At 65.8% G+C, this 16,659-nt stretch carries 13 protein-coding genes and 2 tRNA genes; 11 read left to right on the top strand and 4 right to left on the bottom strand.

The genetic code is table 11. The features are described 5' to 3' along the window. Positions 1-244: 244 nt before the first annotated feature. Both glnA and AC07R7_RS16170 read right to left on the bottom strand, forming a co-directional pair. Entirely contained in the window at positions 245-1,654 is a 1,410-nt protein-coding gene (gene glnA, locus AC07R7_RS16175) for a type I glutamate--ammonia ligase (protein WP_492884995.1), read from the bottom strand. A gap of 46 nt (positions 1,655-1,700) precedes the next feature. Beyond that, positions 1,701-2,039, bottom strand: coding sequence for a P-II family nitrogen regulator (locus tag AC07R7_RS16170; protein WP_492884996.1), 339 nt, complete (start codon positions 2,037-2,039; stop codon positions 1,701-1,703). A 246-nt stretch (positions 2,040-2,285) separates the two neighbouring features. Here AC07R7_RS16170 and AC07R7_RS16165 point away from each other — a divergent pair, with 246 nt between their 5' ends. The 6 genes from AC07R7_RS16165 to AC07R7_RS16140 all read left to right on the top strand — a co-directional run bounded on the left by AC07R7_RS16165 (position 2,286) and on the right by AC07R7_RS16140 (position 8,323). After that, positions 2,286-3,824 carry an acetyl-CoA acetyltransferase gene (locus tag AC07R7_RS16165; protein ID WP_494635857.1) on the top strand — a complete coding sequence of 513 codons (1,539 nt, stop codon included), beginning with the start codon at positions 2,286-2,288 and terminating at the stop codon, positions 3,822-3,824. 3 nt (positions 3,825-3,827) lie between these two features. Then, positions 3,828-4,391 (top strand): histidine phosphatase family protein, encoded by a 564-nt coding sequence (locus AC07R7_RS16160; RefSeq protein WP_494635856.1) that lies wholly within the window; start codon positions 3,828-3,830, stop codon positions 4,389-4,391. Positions 4,392-4,401: 10 nt separating this feature from the next. Continuing rightward, positions 4,402-5,871 (top strand): NAD(P)H-hydrate dehydratase, encoded by a 1,470-nt coding sequence (locus AC07R7_RS16155; protein ID WP_494635855.1) that lies wholly within the window; start codon positions 4,402-4,404, stop codon positions 5,869-5,871. Between the two features lie 12 nt (positions 5,872-5,883). Next, positions 5,884-5,968: transfer RNA gene (locus AC07R7_RS16150), tRNA-Leu, on the top strand. 187 nt (positions 5,969-6,155) lie between these two features. Further along, positions 6,156-7,514, top strand: a complete 1,359-nt coding sequence (tig, locus tag AC07R7_RS16145; RefSeq protein ID WP_494635876.1) for a trigger factor — start codon at positions 6,156-6,158, stop codon at positions 7,512-7,514. Between the two features lie 176 nt (positions 7,515-7,690). After that, on the top strand, positions 7,691-8,323 hold the full coding sequence (locus AC07R7_RS16140; RefSeq protein WP_492838623.1) for an ATP-dependent Clp protease proteolytic subunit: 633 nt from the start codon (positions 7,691-7,693) through the stop codon (positions 8,321-8,323). Between the two features lie 83 nt (positions 8,324-8,406). Here the strand turns inward: AC07R7_RS16140 and AC07R7_RS16135 are convergent, their stop codons facing one another. Continuing rightward, positions 8,407-9,078, bottom strand: a complete 672-nt coding sequence (locus AC07R7_RS16135; protein WP_492885005.1) for an HAD-IB family hydrolase — start codon at positions 9,076-9,078, stop codon at positions 8,407-8,409. A 339-nt stretch (positions 9,079-9,417) separates the two neighbouring features. Here AC07R7_RS16135 and clpX point away from each other — a divergent pair, with 339 nt between their 5' ends. The 5 genes from clpX to AC07R7_RS16110 all read left to right on the top strand — a co-directional run bounded on the left by clpX (position 9,418) and on the right by AC07R7_RS16110 (position 15,587). Further along, entirely contained in the window at positions 9,418-10,680 is a 1,263-nt protein-coding gene (gene clpX / locus AC07R7_RS16130) for an ATP-dependent Clp protease ATP-binding subunit ClpX (protein ID WP_492838619.1), read from the top strand. A gap of 399 nt (positions 10,681-11,079) precedes the next feature. Continuing rightward, on the top strand, positions 11,080-13,479 hold the full coding sequence (gene lon, locus AC07R7_RS16125) for an endopeptidase La (RefSeq protein WP_492885007.1): 2,400 nt from the start codon (positions 11,080-11,082) through the stop codon (positions 13,477-13,479). A gap of 141 nt (positions 13,480-13,620) precedes the next feature. After that, a complete protein-coding gene (locus tag AC07R7_RS16120; RefSeq protein ID WP_492838615.1) occupies positions 13,621-13,899 on the top strand; it encodes an HU family DNA-binding protein in 279 nt (92 codons plus the stop codon). Between the two features lie 108 nt (positions 13,900-14,007). After that, positions 14,008-14,082 (top strand) — tRNA-Val (locus AC07R7_RS16115). Positions 14,083-14,375: 293 nt separating this feature from the next. Beyond that, a complete protein-coding gene (locus tag AC07R7_RS16110; RefSeq protein ID WP_492885009.1) occupies positions 14,376-15,587 on the top strand; it encodes a glycosyltransferase in 1,212 nt (403 codons plus the stop codon). Here AC07R7_RS16110 and AC07R7_RS16105 read toward each other — a convergent pair. Beyond that, a complete protein-coding gene (locus tag AC07R7_RS16105) occupies positions 15,584-16,576 on the bottom strand; it encodes an LLM class flavin-dependent oxidoreductase (protein WP_492885011.1) in 993 nt (330 codons plus the stop codon). The genes AC07R7_RS16110 and AC07R7_RS16105 overlap by 4 nt on opposite strands. Between the last annotated feature and the right edge of the window lie 83 nt (positions 16,577-16,659).

Here is a 16,659-nt window from a genome sequence, read left to right as displayed (position 1 = left end):
TAACGGCGCTTCTGTTGCGCTGCGATAGGCGAAACAGCGGCTGTCGGGATATCTCGTCTTGATCGAAAACAGCTCTTTCCAGCCGATTACGTCGGTTATGTTGCGAAGTTGCGACAATTTTGTTCAGGCGGCGCCCAGTAAGTAATAAGTCATTCTACTCGCGGAGCGGTCTGGCCTCGCGGCGCAAGAAAAAGGGCCGGAGATCGCTCTCCGGCCCTTGTCCTTGTTCTGAGCGCTTACGCGATCAGCACTTGTAGTACATGTCGAATTCGACCGGGTGCGGGTGCAGTTGCAGGCGCATCACCTCTTCCATCTTCAGCTCGATGTAGCTGTCGATGAAGTCGTCATCCATGACGCCGCCGGCCTTCAGGAAGGCGCGGTCCTTGTCCAGGCTTTCCAGGGCTTCGCGCAGCGAACCGCAGACTTCCGGGATCTTCTTCTGCTCGCGGGGCGGCAGATCATAGAGGTTCTTGTCGGCCGGCGCGCCCGGGTCGATCTTGTTGATGATGCCGTCCAGGCCGGCCATCAGCAGAGCGACGAAGGTCAGATAGGGGTTGCCCATCGGATCGGGGAAGCGGGCTTCCAGGCGCTTGGCCTTCGGCGAGTCGACGTGCGGGATGCGGATCGAGGCCGAACGGTTGCGCGAGCTGTAGGCCAGCTTCACCGGGGCTTCATAACCGGGCACCAGGCGCTTGTACGAGTTCGTCGTCGAGTTCGAGAACGCGTTGATGGCCTTGGCGTGCTTGATGATGCCGCCGATGTAGTACAGGCACTCCTGCGACAGGCCGGCGTACTTATCACCGGCGAACAGCGGCTTGCCGTCCTGCCAGATCGACTGGTGCACGTGCATGCCCGAGCCGTTGTCGGCGAACATCGGCTTGGCCATGAAGGTGGCCGTCTTGCCGTAGGCCGCGGCGACGTTGTGGATGACGTACTTGTAGAGCTGCATCCGGTCGGCCATGACGACCATGGTGTCGAACTTCAGGCCGAGTTCGTGCTGAGCCGGAGCCACCTCATGGTGATGCTTTTCCGGCTTCATGCCCAACTCGCCCATGACGGCCAGCATTTCGCCGCGCAGGTCCTGAGCCGAGTCGACCGGGTTCACCGGGAAGTAGCCGCCCTTCGGGCCAGGGCGGTGGCCCATGTTGCCTTCCGGATATTCCTTGCCCGAGTTGCTGGGCAGTTCGCTCGAGTCGTACGAGTAGCCGGTGTTGTTCGGCGCGGTCGACCAGCGGACGTCGTCGAAGATGAAGAACTCGGCTTCCGGACCGAAGTAGACGGTGTCGCCCACGCCAGCCGACTTCACGTAGTTCAGCGCGGCCTTGGCGATCGAGCGCGGGTCGCGGTTGTACGGGGTGCCGTCGTCCGGGTTCACGACGTCGCAGAATAGGGCCAGCGTGGTCTGCTGGTAGAAGGGGTCGATGATGGCGCTGTCCAGGTCAGGACGCAGCTTCATGTCAGACTCGTTGATGGCCTTCCAGCCGGCGATCGACGAACCGTCGAACATCGTGCCGTCGTTCAGGAAGTCATCGTCGACCAGGTCGATGTCGAACGTGACGTGCTGCAGCTTGCCGCGCACGTCGGTGAAGCGGACGTCGACATACTTGACGTCCTTTTCCTTGATCAGGTTCAGGATATCCTTGGCGGTAGTCATTCCGTATCCCCTTTGTAGGCTCTCTAAGTGTTTGACGATCCGGCCTTTAGACGGCGGCCGGGCCGCTTTCTCCGGTTCGGATGCGGATCACTTCCGTGATCTCCGAGACGAAAATCTTGCCGTCGCCGATGCGGCCGGTGCGGGCCGCGCGGGTGATGGCTTCCAGAGCGGGCTCCAGTTGGCTGTCCTCGACGACGACCTCGACCTTGATCTTGGGGAGGAAGTCCACGACGTACTCCGCGCCGCGATAGAGCTCCGTGTGGCCCTTCTGGCGGCCGTAGCCCTTGGCTTCGAGCACGGTCATGCCCTGGACGCCCATGTCCTGCAGGGCCTCCTTCACCTCATCCAGCTTGAACGGCTTGATGACGGCTTCGATCTTCTTCATCGGTTCCACTTTCGGGCCCGGGCGGCGAACCGCTTCACTGAGCGCGCAACCATCACGCTGACCCCAGCGCCGCAAGCGAGCGCCGCAGACATTTATGACCGGTTGGTTGTCTTGCGGGCATGTGTTTGAAGTTTGGGCGCCTGGCGCCTTTGAAATATGCATTTCTGGAATGGCCGCCAAATAGCCTTGCGGCATGCGGTTTCGCGCCTACGATCGCGCCCAACGATCGTTTGAACGGGGGCGGATATGCGCGACGACACACCGGTTTTGATCGGCGCGGGCCAATTCACGTACCGGGGCGACGCCGGAAATTCGCCATCCCCGCTGGAACTGCTGAAAGTTGCGGCGGAGCGAGCGGTGCTGGATGCCGGGCTCAAAGGGTCGGTTCTTGCCGACCTCGACGCTTTGGCGGTCGTGGCGTTCAGTATCGATGCGCCGGGAGGGTTGTCGAAACTGCCGTTGCCCAGGTTGGCCGATCCGCCAGCATCCCTGGCGCGGGCGTTTTCGGCCTCGCCGGCCTGGAGCGTCTACACCGAGACCGGTGGCAACAGCCCCCAGCAGGCGGTCAATGTCGTCTGCGAGCGGATCGCGGGCGGCGAGTCGGAGTTCGCCCTGGTCACCGGGGCAGAGTTCCTGGGATCGCTGATGAAGCGGATGAAGGGCGGCCTAGGCTTCGAGGGCTGGGGCGACGACCTTACCAGCACGCCGCGGCGGATCGGCGACCCGCGTCCGGGGGTGACCAAGCAGGAGGGCGCGCACGGTCTCGGCTATCCGGTGAACACCTATCCCTTGTTCGAGAACGCGCTGCGGGCGCGGGACGGGCGATCGCTCGAAGATCACCAGAAGCAGCTTGGTGAGCTCTTCGCGCCCTTCACCAAGGTCGCAGCCGCCAATCCCTACGCCTGGTTCCCGATCGAGCGCTCGGCCGAGGAGCTGGTCTCGGTGACCGACCGTAATCGGATGATCGGTTATCCGTACCCGAAGTACCTGAACGCCATCATGGAGGTCGACCAGTCAGCGGCGGTCCTGATCGCGAGCGTCCGCAAGGCGCGCGAGCTGGGCGTGCCGGAGGGCAAGTGGGTCTTCCTGCACGGCTGCGCCGACGCCTCGGACCTCTGGTACCCGCTCGAACGCCAGGACTATCACTCCAGTCCCGCCATGCGTCTGACCGGTGAGCGAGCCCTGGAGATGGCCGGGATCGGCGTTGAGGATCTCGAGCTCATCGATCTCTATTCCTGCTTCCCATCGGCTGTGCGGATCGGGGCCGAGGAGATCGGGCTGGCGCTGGACGATCCGCGTGGCCTGACCATCACCGGCGGTCTGCCGTACTTCGGCGGGCCGGGAAACAACTACGCCCTGCACGCCATCGCCGAGATGGTCGGCAAACTGCGCGAACGGCCCGGCGCCTACGGCCTGTCGACCGCCAATGGCTGGTTCCTGACCAAGCAGTCGGTGGGTATCTATTCGACGCGGCCGGTCGACGGAAAATGGGAGCGCCAGCCGCCGTCGGTGATCCAGGCTCGGATCGACGCCCTGCCGCATCCCGAGATCGTCGAGACGCCGCAAGGGGCCGCGACCATCGAGACCTACACCGTCGTCCACGGCCGCGAGGGCGCGCGGATGGGCATCGTCATCGGCCGTGACGCGCGGGGCCGCCGCTTCGTGGCCCAGACCCCGGACGATCCGGAGGTGCTCCTTGACCTGGAAAGTCGCGAGGGCGTGGGCCGGACCGGCGTGGTCGGCCCGCATCCGGATGGCGTCCGCAATCTCTTCATTCCGGATTGAGCCATGACCCTTGTTCACGTGATCCGCCACGGAAAACCCGCCGCGACCTGGGGCGGAACGGACGAGGATCCCGGTCTCGACGCGATCGGCAAGACCCAGGCCGACGCCGTCGCCGAGGCGATCCTGGCTCTGTCCGAGCGGCCAAAGCGCGTGGTGTCTTCGCCCTTGCGCCGCTGTCGCGAGACCGCCGAACCGCTGGCGCGGGCGCTGGGTGTCGACCTGATCATCGACCCCCGCGTCGGCGAGATCCCGACTCCGACGGCGTTGTCGCACGAGGAGCGGCCCGCCTGGCTGAAGCGGGCTTTCGAGGGGCGTTGGGGCGAGATCCAGGGTGACCTCGACTACGTCGCCTGGACGCGAGGCGTGGCCGCCGCCTTGCGCGAATACCCTGGCGCGGCGGTGTTCAGCCACTTCGTCGCCCTGAACGCGGCGGTTGGCGTCGCCACCGGTCAGGCCGAGGTCGTGGCCTTCCGTCCCGATCATTGCTCGCGCACCGTGTTCGAGATCGACGGCGACCGCTTGATCCTGGTGGAGAAAGGGCGCGAAGCTCAGAGCCAGGTGCTTTGAAGGAGTAGGCGTGGCGCGAGAGATTCTGACCGTCGCCCAGATGGCCGCGGCCGACCGCGCCGCCGTCGAACACGGCACGCCGGTCCGCGTGCTGATGGAGCGCGCGGGCGAGGCCGTGGCCCAGGCCGTCCGGGCGCGTTACGCCCGCCGTCCCGTGGTGATCTGGTGCGGCCCCGGCGACAATGGCGGCGATGGCTACGTCGCCGCGCGGCATCTGCGCCGACGCGGCTGGCAGGTGGCGGTCGAGGCCGCCTATCCGCCATCCACCGACGCCGCCCGCTGGGCGGCCTCGCGCTGGAAGGGCGAGGTGCGGTCACTGTCGACCGATCTCGCGCCGGACGCGCTCTATATAGACGCTCTGTTCGGCGCCGGCCTGTCGCGGCCGCTGGAGGGGGTGGTCGAGCGCCTGGCGCGGGCCAGCCAGGAGCGACCGCTGGCCATCGTCGCGGTCGACACGCCCTCGGGGATCCATGGCGACACCGGCCGTCCGCTGGGCGACACCGCCTTTCGCGCCGAGTTGACCGTCACCTTTCATCGCCGCAAGCCCGCTCATGTGCTGATCGAGGGGCGCAAGGCCTGCGGCGAGGTCGTGCTGGCCGACATCGGGCTGAGGACCGGCGAGGGCGCGAACCTGTTCGAGAACGATCCGGACCTGTGGGCCAAGCGCTTTCCCTGGCCGGCGCTCGACGCCCACAAGCATACGCGCGGGCGGCTGAAGGTGATCAGCGGCGAGATGTGGAGCACCGGCGCGGCGCGGCTGGCGGCGCGCGGGGGTCTGCGAGTCGGCGCCGGCGCGGTCACCGTGCTGTCGCCGCCGGGAGCTCTGGCGGTGAACGCCGCGCATCTTGAAGCGATCATGCTGGCGCCGTTCGGAGCGGAGGCCGATCTTGCCGTCGCCGCCGAGGAGGCCGACGCCGTGATCATCGGCCCGGCGGCCGGGGTGGGGGAGGCGACCGCCCGCAACCTGCAGGCCTTGGCCAGCACCGGCGCTGCCCTGGTGGTCGACGCCGACGCCCTGACCAGCTTCCGGCACGATCCGGAGAGCCTGTTCGCCTGCCTCGATCGCGACGACGTGCTGACGCCGCATCCGGGCGAGTTCGAGAGAATCTTTCCAGGCTTGTTGGCCAAGTCTTCCGAACGCATCGCCGCCGCGCGGGAGGCGTCCAGACGGGCGGGGGCGGTCGTGCTGTTGAAGGGGCCCGACACCGTGGTCGCCGCGCCGGATGGTCGGGCGGCGGTGTCGCTGAACGGAGCGCCGTGGCTGGCGACCGCCGGTTCGGGCGACGTCCTGGCCGGCCTTATCGGCGGCTTGATCGCCCAGGGCATGGAGAGCTTCGAGGCCGCCTGCGCCGGAGCCTGGATCCACGCCGAGTGCGGCGCCCGTCACGGCCCGGGTCTGATCGCCGAGGACCTGCCGGGCCTGGCGCCCGCGGTTCTCGCCGAGCTCTACGGGCTTGCGCGGCCCGGCTCAAATCCGTAAGCCCCCACCCACGCGGATGTGGCGAAACTGGTAGACGCACCAGATTTAGGTTCTGGCGCCGAGAGGCGTGGAGGTTCGAGTCCTCTCATCCGCACCACTCTTCTCACCTGGCTCTCCAGGCCCGGATGAGTTTTGTCGCCGCCGCTCTTGGATGCTCGCGCACGTCGTGACATAAGGGCGGTCTTTCGCCGCCCCCGGCTCTCGCGGGGCGGCGTCGATCTTTTGGACCCCCAGGGCGGAGCTCGGGCGCGCGGCGTCCCGGACCCGAGAAAATAAGAATGTCGATGCAGATCGTTGAAAAGTCGGGCGAAGGCCTCAGCCGCGTTTTTAGCGTCACGGTGCCCGCGAGTGAACTGGCCACGCGCCTGGAAGCGCGCATCGCCGAAGTCGCTCCGCAGATGAACGTGAAGGGCTTCCGTCCGGGCAAGGTGCCCGCCGCTCACGTGCGCCGTCTGTACGGCAAGGGCCTGATGGGCGAAGTCATCGAGCAGGCGCTGAACGAGACCACCCAGAAGGTCCTCGACGACAACAAGCTGCGTCCGGCTGGTCAGCCCGAACTGAACCCGACGTCGGACATGGACAAGGTCATCGACGGCGGTCTCGACCTGGCGTTCGACCTGGCGGTCGAAGTGATGCCGGAATTCGATCCGATCGACCCGACCACGATCGAGCTGGTCAAGCCGGTCTACAAGGTCGGCGACGAGGAAGTCGACGAGGCCCTGGAAGAGCTGTCCAAGCAAGCGCGCACCTATGAGCCGCGCACGGGCAAGAGCCTGAAGGCCAAGGACGGCGACCAACTGCTGATCGACTTCGTCGGCACGATCGACGGCGTCGAGTTCGCCGGCGGCAAGGCCGAAGGCGCTGAACTGGTCCTGGGTTCGGGCCAGTTCATCCCGGGCTTCGAAGACCAGCTGGTCGGCGCCAAGCCGGGCGACGAGATCGTCGTGAAGGTGAAGTTCCCGGAAGAGTACCAAGCCGCCGAACTGGCCGGTAAGGACGCCGAATTCGCCACCAAGGTCACCGAAGTCCGCGCGCCGGTCGACGGCAAGGCCGACGACGAACTGGCCAAGCGCCTGGGTCTGTCGGACCTGGCCGCCCTGAAGGAGCTGCTGCGCTCGAACCTGGGCAGCCGCTATGAAAACAGCTCGCGCTTCAAGCTGAAGCGCGCCCTGCTGGACGTGCTGGACACCAAGCACGAGTTCCCGCTGCCGCCGCGCATGGTCGACGCCGAGTTCGCCGGCATCTGGCAACAGGTCGAGGCCGACAAGGCCCGTGGCGGCCTGCCGCCGGAAGACGCCGACAAGACCGAGGACCAGCTGAAGGACGAGTACCGCAAGATCGCCGAGCGCCGCGTGCGCCTGGGTCTGGTGCTCGCCGAGATCGGCCGCAAGAACGACGTGGTCGTCACCGACCAGGAACTGACCGACGCCATCATGCGCGAAGCTCGCCAGTACGGCGCGCAAGCCCAGCAGGTGTTCGACATGTACCGCCAGCGCGCCGACCTGCAGGCCGCCCTGCGCGCCCCGATCTACGAAGACAAGGTCGTCGACCTGATCTTCAACAAGGCCAAGGTCGAGGAAAAGGAAGTCTCCAAGGACGAGCTCCTAGAGGAAGACGACCTGCCGGAAGGCTACGGCGGTTAAGGCCCGATCAGGTCGAGATGATCAAGGCGCGGTCCGCGAGGGTCGCGCCTTTTTCGTACCGCCACGAAACCGCCGGCTCCTTGCAACCTGTTAAGCGCCACGCGATATGCGATAGCGACGGCGCGCGGGGGCTGATTCGTTTTCGCGCCAAAGACACACGAAAAGGGTAATCCCCAATGATGTACGATCCGGTTTCGACGGCGATGAACCTGGTTCCGATGGTGGTCGAGCAGACCAGCCGTGGCGAGCGGTCCTACGACATCTTCTCGCGCCTTCTGAAGGAGCGGATCATCTTCCTGACCGGCCCCGTCGAAGACGTGATGGCCAGCCTGATCTGCTCCCAGCTCCTGTTCCTGGAGTCGGAGAACCCCAAGAAAGAGATCGCCATGTACATCAACTCGCCGGGCGGCGTGGTGACGTCTGGCCTGGCGATCTATGACACCATGCAATACATCAAGAGCCCGGTCTCGACGGTGTGCATGGGCATGGCCGCCTCGATGGGCAGCCTTTTGCTCGCCGCCGGCGCCGCCGGCCAGCGCATCGCCCTGCCGAACGCCCGCATCATGGTGCACCAGCCGTCGGGCGGCTTCCGCGGCCAAGCCTCGGACATCGAGCGCCACGCCGAGGACATCATCAAGACCAAGCGTCGCCTGAACGAGATCTACGTCAAGCATTGCGGCCGCACCTATGAAGAGGTCGAGCGCACTCTGGACCGCGACCATTTCATGAGCTCGGACGAAGCCAAGGACTGGGGCCTGGTCGACCACGTCTACGACACGCGCGAAGCCGCCGAGGCTGGCGCTGAATAGGCGACAGCTTCACTGAGACGAGAAAGCCGCCGATCCCCGGGTCGGCGGCTTTTTTGTCGTCTCGTCGCCTGCGACAAATCCGCTCAGGTGGCGGGCTTGCCTCGAAAAACGCGGTAGCCCTTCTCGTCGGCGATCGCGAGCATCTCGGTGTCGCCCGAGGTGTCGCCGTAGGCGGCCGTCAGGCGCACGTCCGGGCCGAAGACCTCGCGCAGGCGCTGCACCTTTTCCTTGGCTCGACAGTTGTTCCCGTCGAGCCCGCCCAGGATGCGGCCGTCCTCGTTGGTCATCAGGCGCGTGCCGATCAGCATGTCCGCGCCCAGCCCCCGAGCGAATGGCGCGACGGTGATCTCGGGCGAGGCTGTTACGATGACAAGCTTCGCGCCCCTGGCCCGCCACGCGCGCCAGACGGCCAGGGCGTCGGGACGCAGCAGGGTGCGGGCGTGAGTCTCGGCGAAGGCGCGGGCGTCGGTCTCGATCTGCGCGACCGTCGCGCCCCTCATGAACTCGCGGATCGCGGCGGCCTTGAGCTTGGCGCGGTTTCGGTCGAACACGTAGGCGATCAGCGAGGGGGCCAGGCGGATGACGCCGCGCGTCCAGCGCCGGCCGGCGCGCCACTTCAGGAACGCGTTGAAGCTGTCCTTGACCGTCAGGGTGCCGTCGAAGTCGAAGGCCACGAGCGCGAGCTCATGGCTCATCTCGCCGGTCATCGGGCGCGACGCGCTCAAACCCTTGGCCATCCACGAACGCTTGCCCATCCACCATCTCAAAGAGCGCGCTTCCGCGCTCGACCTCCCATGCGATTCCTCGCCTCGTCATAAGGGGTTACGCTGGCGGCGGTAAGGCCCAAGACGCTCGCCGCTTGCGCCGGCGCGCCAATCGCCCAAATTAGATGACGAGGCCATGACACGATCCGGCCGGTTTGGACGTTTGAGGCTTCAAAGGAGTCGCCAAGGGTTGTGAACCGCGCTCGGATCGGGGAATGTCAAGGATTAGACAACTCCCGGCGTATATCCTGTCAGCTTCGGTGGCGGTGTATGCGCTCGGAGGGGCGTCACGGCGTTAAGCCGTAAGGCGCCATAGTGTGAGAAGCGATCATGACGAAAGCCGCGAGCGGCGACACCAAGAGCACCCTGTACTGTTCTTTCTGCGGAAAGAGCCAACATGAGGTGCGCAAGCTCATCGCGGGACCGACGGTGTTCATTTGTGATGAATGCGTCGAGCTCTGCATGGATATCATTCGCGAAGAGCACAAGATCGCTTTCGTGAAATCCAAGGACGGCGTTCCTACGCCGCGTGAGATCTGCGAAGTCCTGGACGATTACGTGATCGGGCAAGGTCACGCCAAGAAGGTGCTCGCGGTCGCGGTGCACAATCACTACAAGCGCCTGAACCACGCTTCGAAGAACAACGACGTCGAACTGGCCAAGTCGAACATCCTGCTGGTCGGTCCGACCGGTACGGGTAAGACGCTGCTGGCCCAGACGCTGGCCCGAATCATCGACGTGCCCTTCACCATGGCGGACGCCACGACGCTGACCGAAGCCGGTTACGTCGGTGAAGATGTCGAGAACATCGTGCTCAAGCTGCTGCAAGCCGCCGACTACAACGTCGAGCGCGCCCAGCGCGGCATCGTCTACATCGACGAAATCGACAAGATCAGCCGCAAGTCCGACAATCCGTCGATCACCCGCGACGTGTCGGGCGAAGGCGTGCAGCAGGCTCTGCTGAAGATCATGGAAGGCACCGTCGCCTCCGTGCCGCCGCAAGGCGGGCGCAAGCATCCGCAGCAGGAATTCCTGCAGGTCGACACGACGAACATCCTGTTCATCTGCGGCGGAGCGTTCGCTGGGCTCGAGAAGATCATCTCGGCGCGCGGCGCGGCCAAGTCGATCGGCTTCGGCGCCAAGGTGACCGATCCGGAAGAGCGCCGCACGGGCGAGATCCTGCGGAACGTCGAGCCCGACGATCTGCAGCGCTTCGGCCTGATCCCGGAGTTCATCGGCCGTCTGCCGGTGGTCGCGACCCTGGAGGACCTCGACGAGCCCGCCCTGGTCAAGATCCTGACCGAGCCGAAGAACGCCTTCGTCAAGCAGTACCAGCGCCTGTTCGAGATGGAGAACATCGGCCTGACCTTCACGGAAGACGCCCTGCATCAGGTCGCCAAGAAGGCCATCGTGCGCAAGACCGGCGCGCGTGGCCTGCGTTCGATCATGGAAGGCATCCTGCTGGAAACCATGTTCGAACTGCCCAGCTACGAGGGCGTTGAAGAAGTGGTGGTCAACGCCGAGGTCGTCGAGGGCAGGGCTCAGCCTCTACTGATCTACGCCGAGAAGAAGGGCGGGGCGGCTTCGGCCTAACCCTTCAAGCTTCATCGCGAAATCGAGGCGCGCCTTTTTGAATGGGGGCGCGCCTTTTTCGTGGATCGACGGGCTTCGCAAACCTGTCGGACCACCGATGATGCTTCGGCGCCACGGTCAGCTTGAGCGAAAGAAACTTCAGAAAAGTCCGGGCCTTGGGCGAACTTGCCCCGCTTGGTCGCGTTGAGGGCATGCGGGCGCCAGCTTCGCCGGTCACACGCGACTTGTCGCCGCTGTGAGGCGAGTGCGCTTGAACCCTGTTGTAAAACGTCCACATAAATAACGACCATCCGCCCAGTCCCGGGCGGACGGGTCGTTCGACTCAGGCGCATCGTCTGGTGTTACGGCGGCCCGCATGGCCAGGCGTTCGAAAGCGCCGAGGCCGGGAGTATTGAGCACATGTCCGAATTACGTACGCTTCCTGTCTTGCCGCTGCGGGACATCGTTGTGTTCCCGCACATGGTGGTGCCCCTCTTCGTGGGCCGCGACAAATCCGTGCGCGCCCTCGAGGAAGTGATGCGCGGCGACAAGCAGATCCTGCTCGTCACCCAGAAGAACTCGGCGGATGATGATCCGGCGCCGGGCGACATCTTCGACGTCGGCGTTCTGGCCACCGTCCTGCAGCTGCTGAAGTTGCCCGACGGCACCGTCAAGGTGCTGGTCGAGGGCAAGGGCCGCGCGGCCGTCGTGAAGTTCACCGATCAGGAGTCCTTCTACGAAGCCCAGATCGGCGAGGTCAGCGAGGACGAAGGCGCCGGCCCCGAGGCCGAGGCCCTGTCGCGCGCGGTCGTCGAGCAATTCGAAAACTACGTCAAACTGAACAAGAAGGTGCCGCCGGAAGCCCTGGCGTCGATCCCGCAGATCGCCGAACCGGGCAAGCTGGCCGACAGCATCGCCGCCCACCTGTCGGTGAAGATCGGCGACAAGCAGCACCTGCTGGAAATCTTCGACGTCGTGAAGCGCCTGGAAAAGGTCTTCGCCCTCATGGAGGGCGAGATCTCGGTGCTGCAGGTCGAGAAGAAGATCCGCTCGCGCGTCAAGCGCCAGATGGAGAAGACCCAGCGCGAGTACTATCTGAACGAACAGATGAAGGCGATCCAGCGCGAGTTGGGCGATCCTGATGACTCGCGCGACGAGCTGATCGATCTCGAAAAGCGCATCAAGAAGACCAAGCTGTCGAAGGAAGCCCGCACCAAGGCCGAGAGCGAGCTGAAGAAGCTGCGCAACATGAGCCCGATGTCGGCCGAGAGCACCGTTGTCCGCAACTATCTGGACTGGCTGCTGTCGATCCCGTGGGGCAAGGCCAAGACCAAGAAGATCGACCTGCTGGAGGCCGAGGAAATCCTCGACGCCGACCACTATGGCCTGGACAAGGTCAAGGAGCGGATCCTCGAGTACCTGGCCGTCCAGGCCCGGACCAACTCGCTGAAGGGCCCGATCCTGTGCCTCGTCGGTCCTCCCGGCGTCGGCAAGACCTCGCTGGGCAAGTCGCTGGCCAAGGCCACCGGTCGTGAGTTCGTGCGCATGAGCCTCGGCGGCGTGCGTGACGAGGCCGAGATCCGCGGGCACCGCCGCACCTACATCGGCTCGATGCCCGGCAAGGTCGTCCAGTCGATGAAGAAGGCCAAGACCACCAACGCCTTCGTCCTGCTGGACGAGATCGACAAGATGGGCAGCGACTATCGCGGCGATCCGGCCTCGGCCCTGTTGGAGGTGCTGGATCCGGCGCAGAACTCGACGTTCGGCGATCACTATCTGGAGGTCGACTATGACCTGTCGCAGGTGATGTTCGTCACGACGGCCAACAGCCTGAACATGCCCCAGCCGCTGCTGGACCGCATGGAGATCATCCGCATCCCCGGCTACACCGAGGATGAGAAGCTGGAGATCGCCAAGCGGCACGTCCTGCCGAAGCTGGCCAAGGACCACGGGCTGAAGCCGGCCGAGTTCATCGTTCCGGACAAGGCGATCCGCGACCTGATCCGCTACTACACCCGGGAAGCCGGCGTGCGGTCGCTGGAGCGGGAACTGGGCGCCTTGGCGCGCAAGACGGTGCGTGATCTGGCCCGCGAAAAGCTGACCACGATCACCATCGACGACGAGCGCCTGGCCAAGTACGCGGGCGTCAAGAAGTACCGCTACGGCGAGACCGACGAAGTCGACCAGGTCGGCATCGTCACCGGTCTGGCCTGGACGGAGTTCGGTGGCGACATCCTGACCATCGAGGCCGTGAAGATGCCGGGCAAGGGTCGCATGCAGATCACCGGCAACCTCAAGGACGTGATGAAGGAGTCGATCGCGGCGGCCAACAGCTACGTCCGCTCGCGGGCCGTGCAGTTCGGCATCAAGCCGCCGATCTTCGAGAAGACCGACGTGCACATCCACGTGCCGGATGGCGCCACGCCCAAGGACGGTCCGTCCGCCGGCGCCGCCATGGGTCTGGCCATTGTCTCGGTGCTGACCGGCATCCCGATCCGCAAGGATATCGCCATGACTGGCGAGATCACCCTGCGCGGCCGGGTCACCGCCATCGGCGGCCTGAAGGAGAAGCTGCTGGCGGCTCTGCGCTCTGGCGTGAAGACCGTGCTGATCCCGCAGGAGAACGAGAAGGACCTCGTGGATGTGCCCCAGAGCGTCAAGGACGGCTTGGAAATCATTCCGGTCTCGACCATGGACGAGGTGCTCAAGCATGGCCTTACGGGCCCGCTGACGCCGATCGAATGGAGTGAGGCGGACGAGCCGATTGCTGCGACTGCGAAGAAGGATGAGGGCGACAGCGACGCCGTACTCACCCACTAACGCAACTAATCGTTGATAACTTAGGCGGCGCGGGAGATTCCCGCGCCGCTGTCGTTTGACGAGGCTTTCTCAACCGCCATAATCCCCGCCGAGCCAAGCGCCGTAAGCAATAAACGGCGCCGCTCAGGCTGGGAGAAAAACATGACCACAAAAGCCGAACTCGTTACGGCGATCGCCGAGAAGGCGGGCATCAACAAGAACCAGGCCAAGGACGCCCTGGAAGCCTTCATCGACGCCGTCACCGACTCTCTGAAGTCGGGTTCCGACGTTCGCCTGGTCGGCTTCGGCACCTTCAAGGCCGTGACCCGCGCCGCCGGCACCGCCCGCAACCCGCGCACCGGCGAGACGGTGAACCGTCCCGCGTCGAAGACCGCGCGCTTCCAGGTTGGCGAAGGCTTGAAGTCCTCGCTGAACAGCTAAATCCGGTTTCTCCGCTTAAGAGAGGGCGGGGCGTCGGAGGCAGGCGCTCCGCCTCCTCGTTTTGCGCTATGCGTAGGCCTCGGCTCCGGCTAAAAGCGCCGGCCCGGAGGGCAGTTAGCTCAGCGGTAGAGCGTCTCGTTTACACCGAGAGGGTCGGGGGTTCGATCCCCTCACTGCCCACCACTCCGTCTCCCTTGGTCATCCGCATCGTCTCCCCGCGGCCGGGCCGCGGAAGCCTTCCCATGGCTAGCCCTTCCTTATGCGCGTGCGCCTAGAGGCCTGGCCGCCGTCGAGCGCCTCGCAAACGCCGAGTTGCGCGGCGTGAATGCTCAGGTAGAAGTACTGTCGCGAGAGGCTCTTGGGCGAAGCGGTGTGCCCCTGAAATCGTCCGGGAACGGCGAGGAACCGCGAGTGTCGCAAAAGCTTTATCGTTCCGGGGCCGAATGGGGGGCCTAGAGTTGCGATGAGGAATCGGTGTGACGGATACGAGATCGACCCGGCCGGTCGGCCTGCGTGGTTTTCTTTCCGATATCGCTCCGTCGACTGACGGCGCCGTTCGCCTCGTCGACACCACCATGCTCTACGCCCCGCGCAGTGGGGGCGTTCGTCGCTATCTGGCCTCGAAGCGCGCCTGGCTGGCCGCCAATCGTCCGGATGTCCGCCATACGCTGGTTGTGCCGGGCGCGCGTGATTCCTACGACGGGCGAGGCCGGGTCTCGATCTATGCCGCGCCGCTGCCGTTCGGAGCCGGCTATCGCTGGCCCGTGGTCAAGGCGGCCTGGATGGACCGCCTGATCCGCCAGCGGCCGGACATCATCGAAGCCGGCGACCCGTACACCCCGGGTCTGGCGGCGCTGAGGGCCGGTGACGCCCTGGGCGTGCCGGTCGTGGGCTTCTGCCACACCGATCTGGGCGCCCTGGCGGCGCTGCACATCGGCGAGTGGGCCGAAAAGCCGGTTCAGAAACGCTGGGCGGCGATCTATCGCCAGTTCGACCAGGCCGTGGCGCCGAGCCGCTTCATCGCCGGGCGGCTGATCGAGGCCGGGGTGCACAACGCCATCGGTCTGCCGCTGGGCGTGGACACCGAGCTCTTCCATCCGGCCCGGGCCGATCGCGACGCCCTGCGCCGCCGCCTGGGCGTCGCGCCCGACGAGCGCCTGCTGGTCTTCGCCGGTCGTCCGGCCCGCGAGAAGAGGCTGGACGTCCTGGTCGGCGCGGTCGAGCGGCTGGGCGCGCCCTACAAGCTGCTGTTCGTCGGGGCTGGCGGCGGAGCGCCGATCAGCGATCGCGCCATCTGCCTGGACTATGTCCGTGACCCGGCCGAACTGGCCGGTGTGCTGGCCAGCTGCGACGCCTTTGTCCACGCCAACGACAACGAGCCGTTCGGCCTGATCGTCCTGGAGGCCATGGCCTGCGGTCTGCCCGTGGTCGGCGTCGCCGCCGGAGGGGTGGCCGAGTCGGTGGACCACGAGGTCGGTCAGCTGGCGATCCGGTCCGAGCCCGCCGCCTTCGCCGAGGCGATCGAGGCTTTGTTCGCCCGCGATCTGGCCGTCGTCGCCGCCGCCGCTCGCCGCCGGGCCGTCGAACGGCACGGCTGGGACGCGGTGTTCCGTCAGCTGTGCGCCATCTATGGCGGCCTGACCGGCCGGAGCGCTTTCGGGGGCCTGCCCCCTCTAAGAGACCACTAGGCTTTCAGGCCGGCCAGGATCTCATAGCTGCGCTTGCGGGCGCCGTGGTCGTAGATCTGCGAGGCGAACATCAGCTCGTCGGCTTCCGTCAGCTTCAGCACCTGCTCGACCTTGCGCTTCACGGTCTCGGGCGAGCCGATCGCCGAATACTGGAAGGTGTGATCCAGGCCCGCCAGCTCGGCGGGGGAAGCGTGCTCGCGGATGTCGTCGACTGGCGGCGGCAGCAGGCCCGGCCGGCCGCGCCGCAGGGCCAGGAACTGCTGCTGGGTCGAGGTCGCGAGGCGAGTCGCTTCGACGTCGGTATCGGCCGCGCAGACGCCGATGCAGACCATGGCGTAGGGCTTGTCCAGAACCTCCGACGGCTTGAAGTGCCGGCGATACAGGAGGAGGGCGTCCAGCAGAGAGTCGGGCGCGAAATGGGCGGCGAAGGCGAACGGCAGGCCAAGGGCCGCGGCCAGCTGAGCGCTCCAAGTCGAGGAGCCCAGCAGCCAGATCGGCACGTCCTGGCCTTCGCCCGGCACGGCGCGGACGCTCTGGTCCGGATCGGCCGGCTTGAACCAGTGCTGCAGCTCGACGACGTCCTGGGCGAACGAATCGACCGCCCCGGCATAGCGGCGAAGGGCGCGCATCGTGGGCTGGTCGGTGCCGGGCGCGCGGCCCAGGCCTAGATCGATGCGGCCCGGATAGAGGGCGGCCAGGGTGCCGAACTGCTCGGCGACCATCAGCGGGGCGTGGTTAGGCAGCATGACGCCGCCCGACCCGACCCGAATCGTCGTCGTGCCACTGGCCACGTAGCCGATCACGACCGCCGTCGCGGCCGAGGCGATTCCGGGCATGTTGTGATGCTCGGCCAGCCAGTAGCGGTGGAAGCCGAGAGATTCGGCGTGTCGCGCCAGATCCAGGCTGTTGTTAAGGGCTTGGCCGACGGAAGCGCCTTGCGGAACGGGCGCGAGGTCGAGGACGGAGAACGGCGGGTAAGCGGAGGTCATGTCCGCTACATGGCGTGCGGCGCCGGCAACTCAAGGCGTTTGCCGGAGCGGTTCTCGATTTAAGGAAGGAAACCACCGGACGG

This window comes from Caulobacter sp. GW821-FHT05F04 (assembly GCF_059419665.1).
This window is presented reverse-complemented; position numbering and strand designations above follow the sequence as displayed.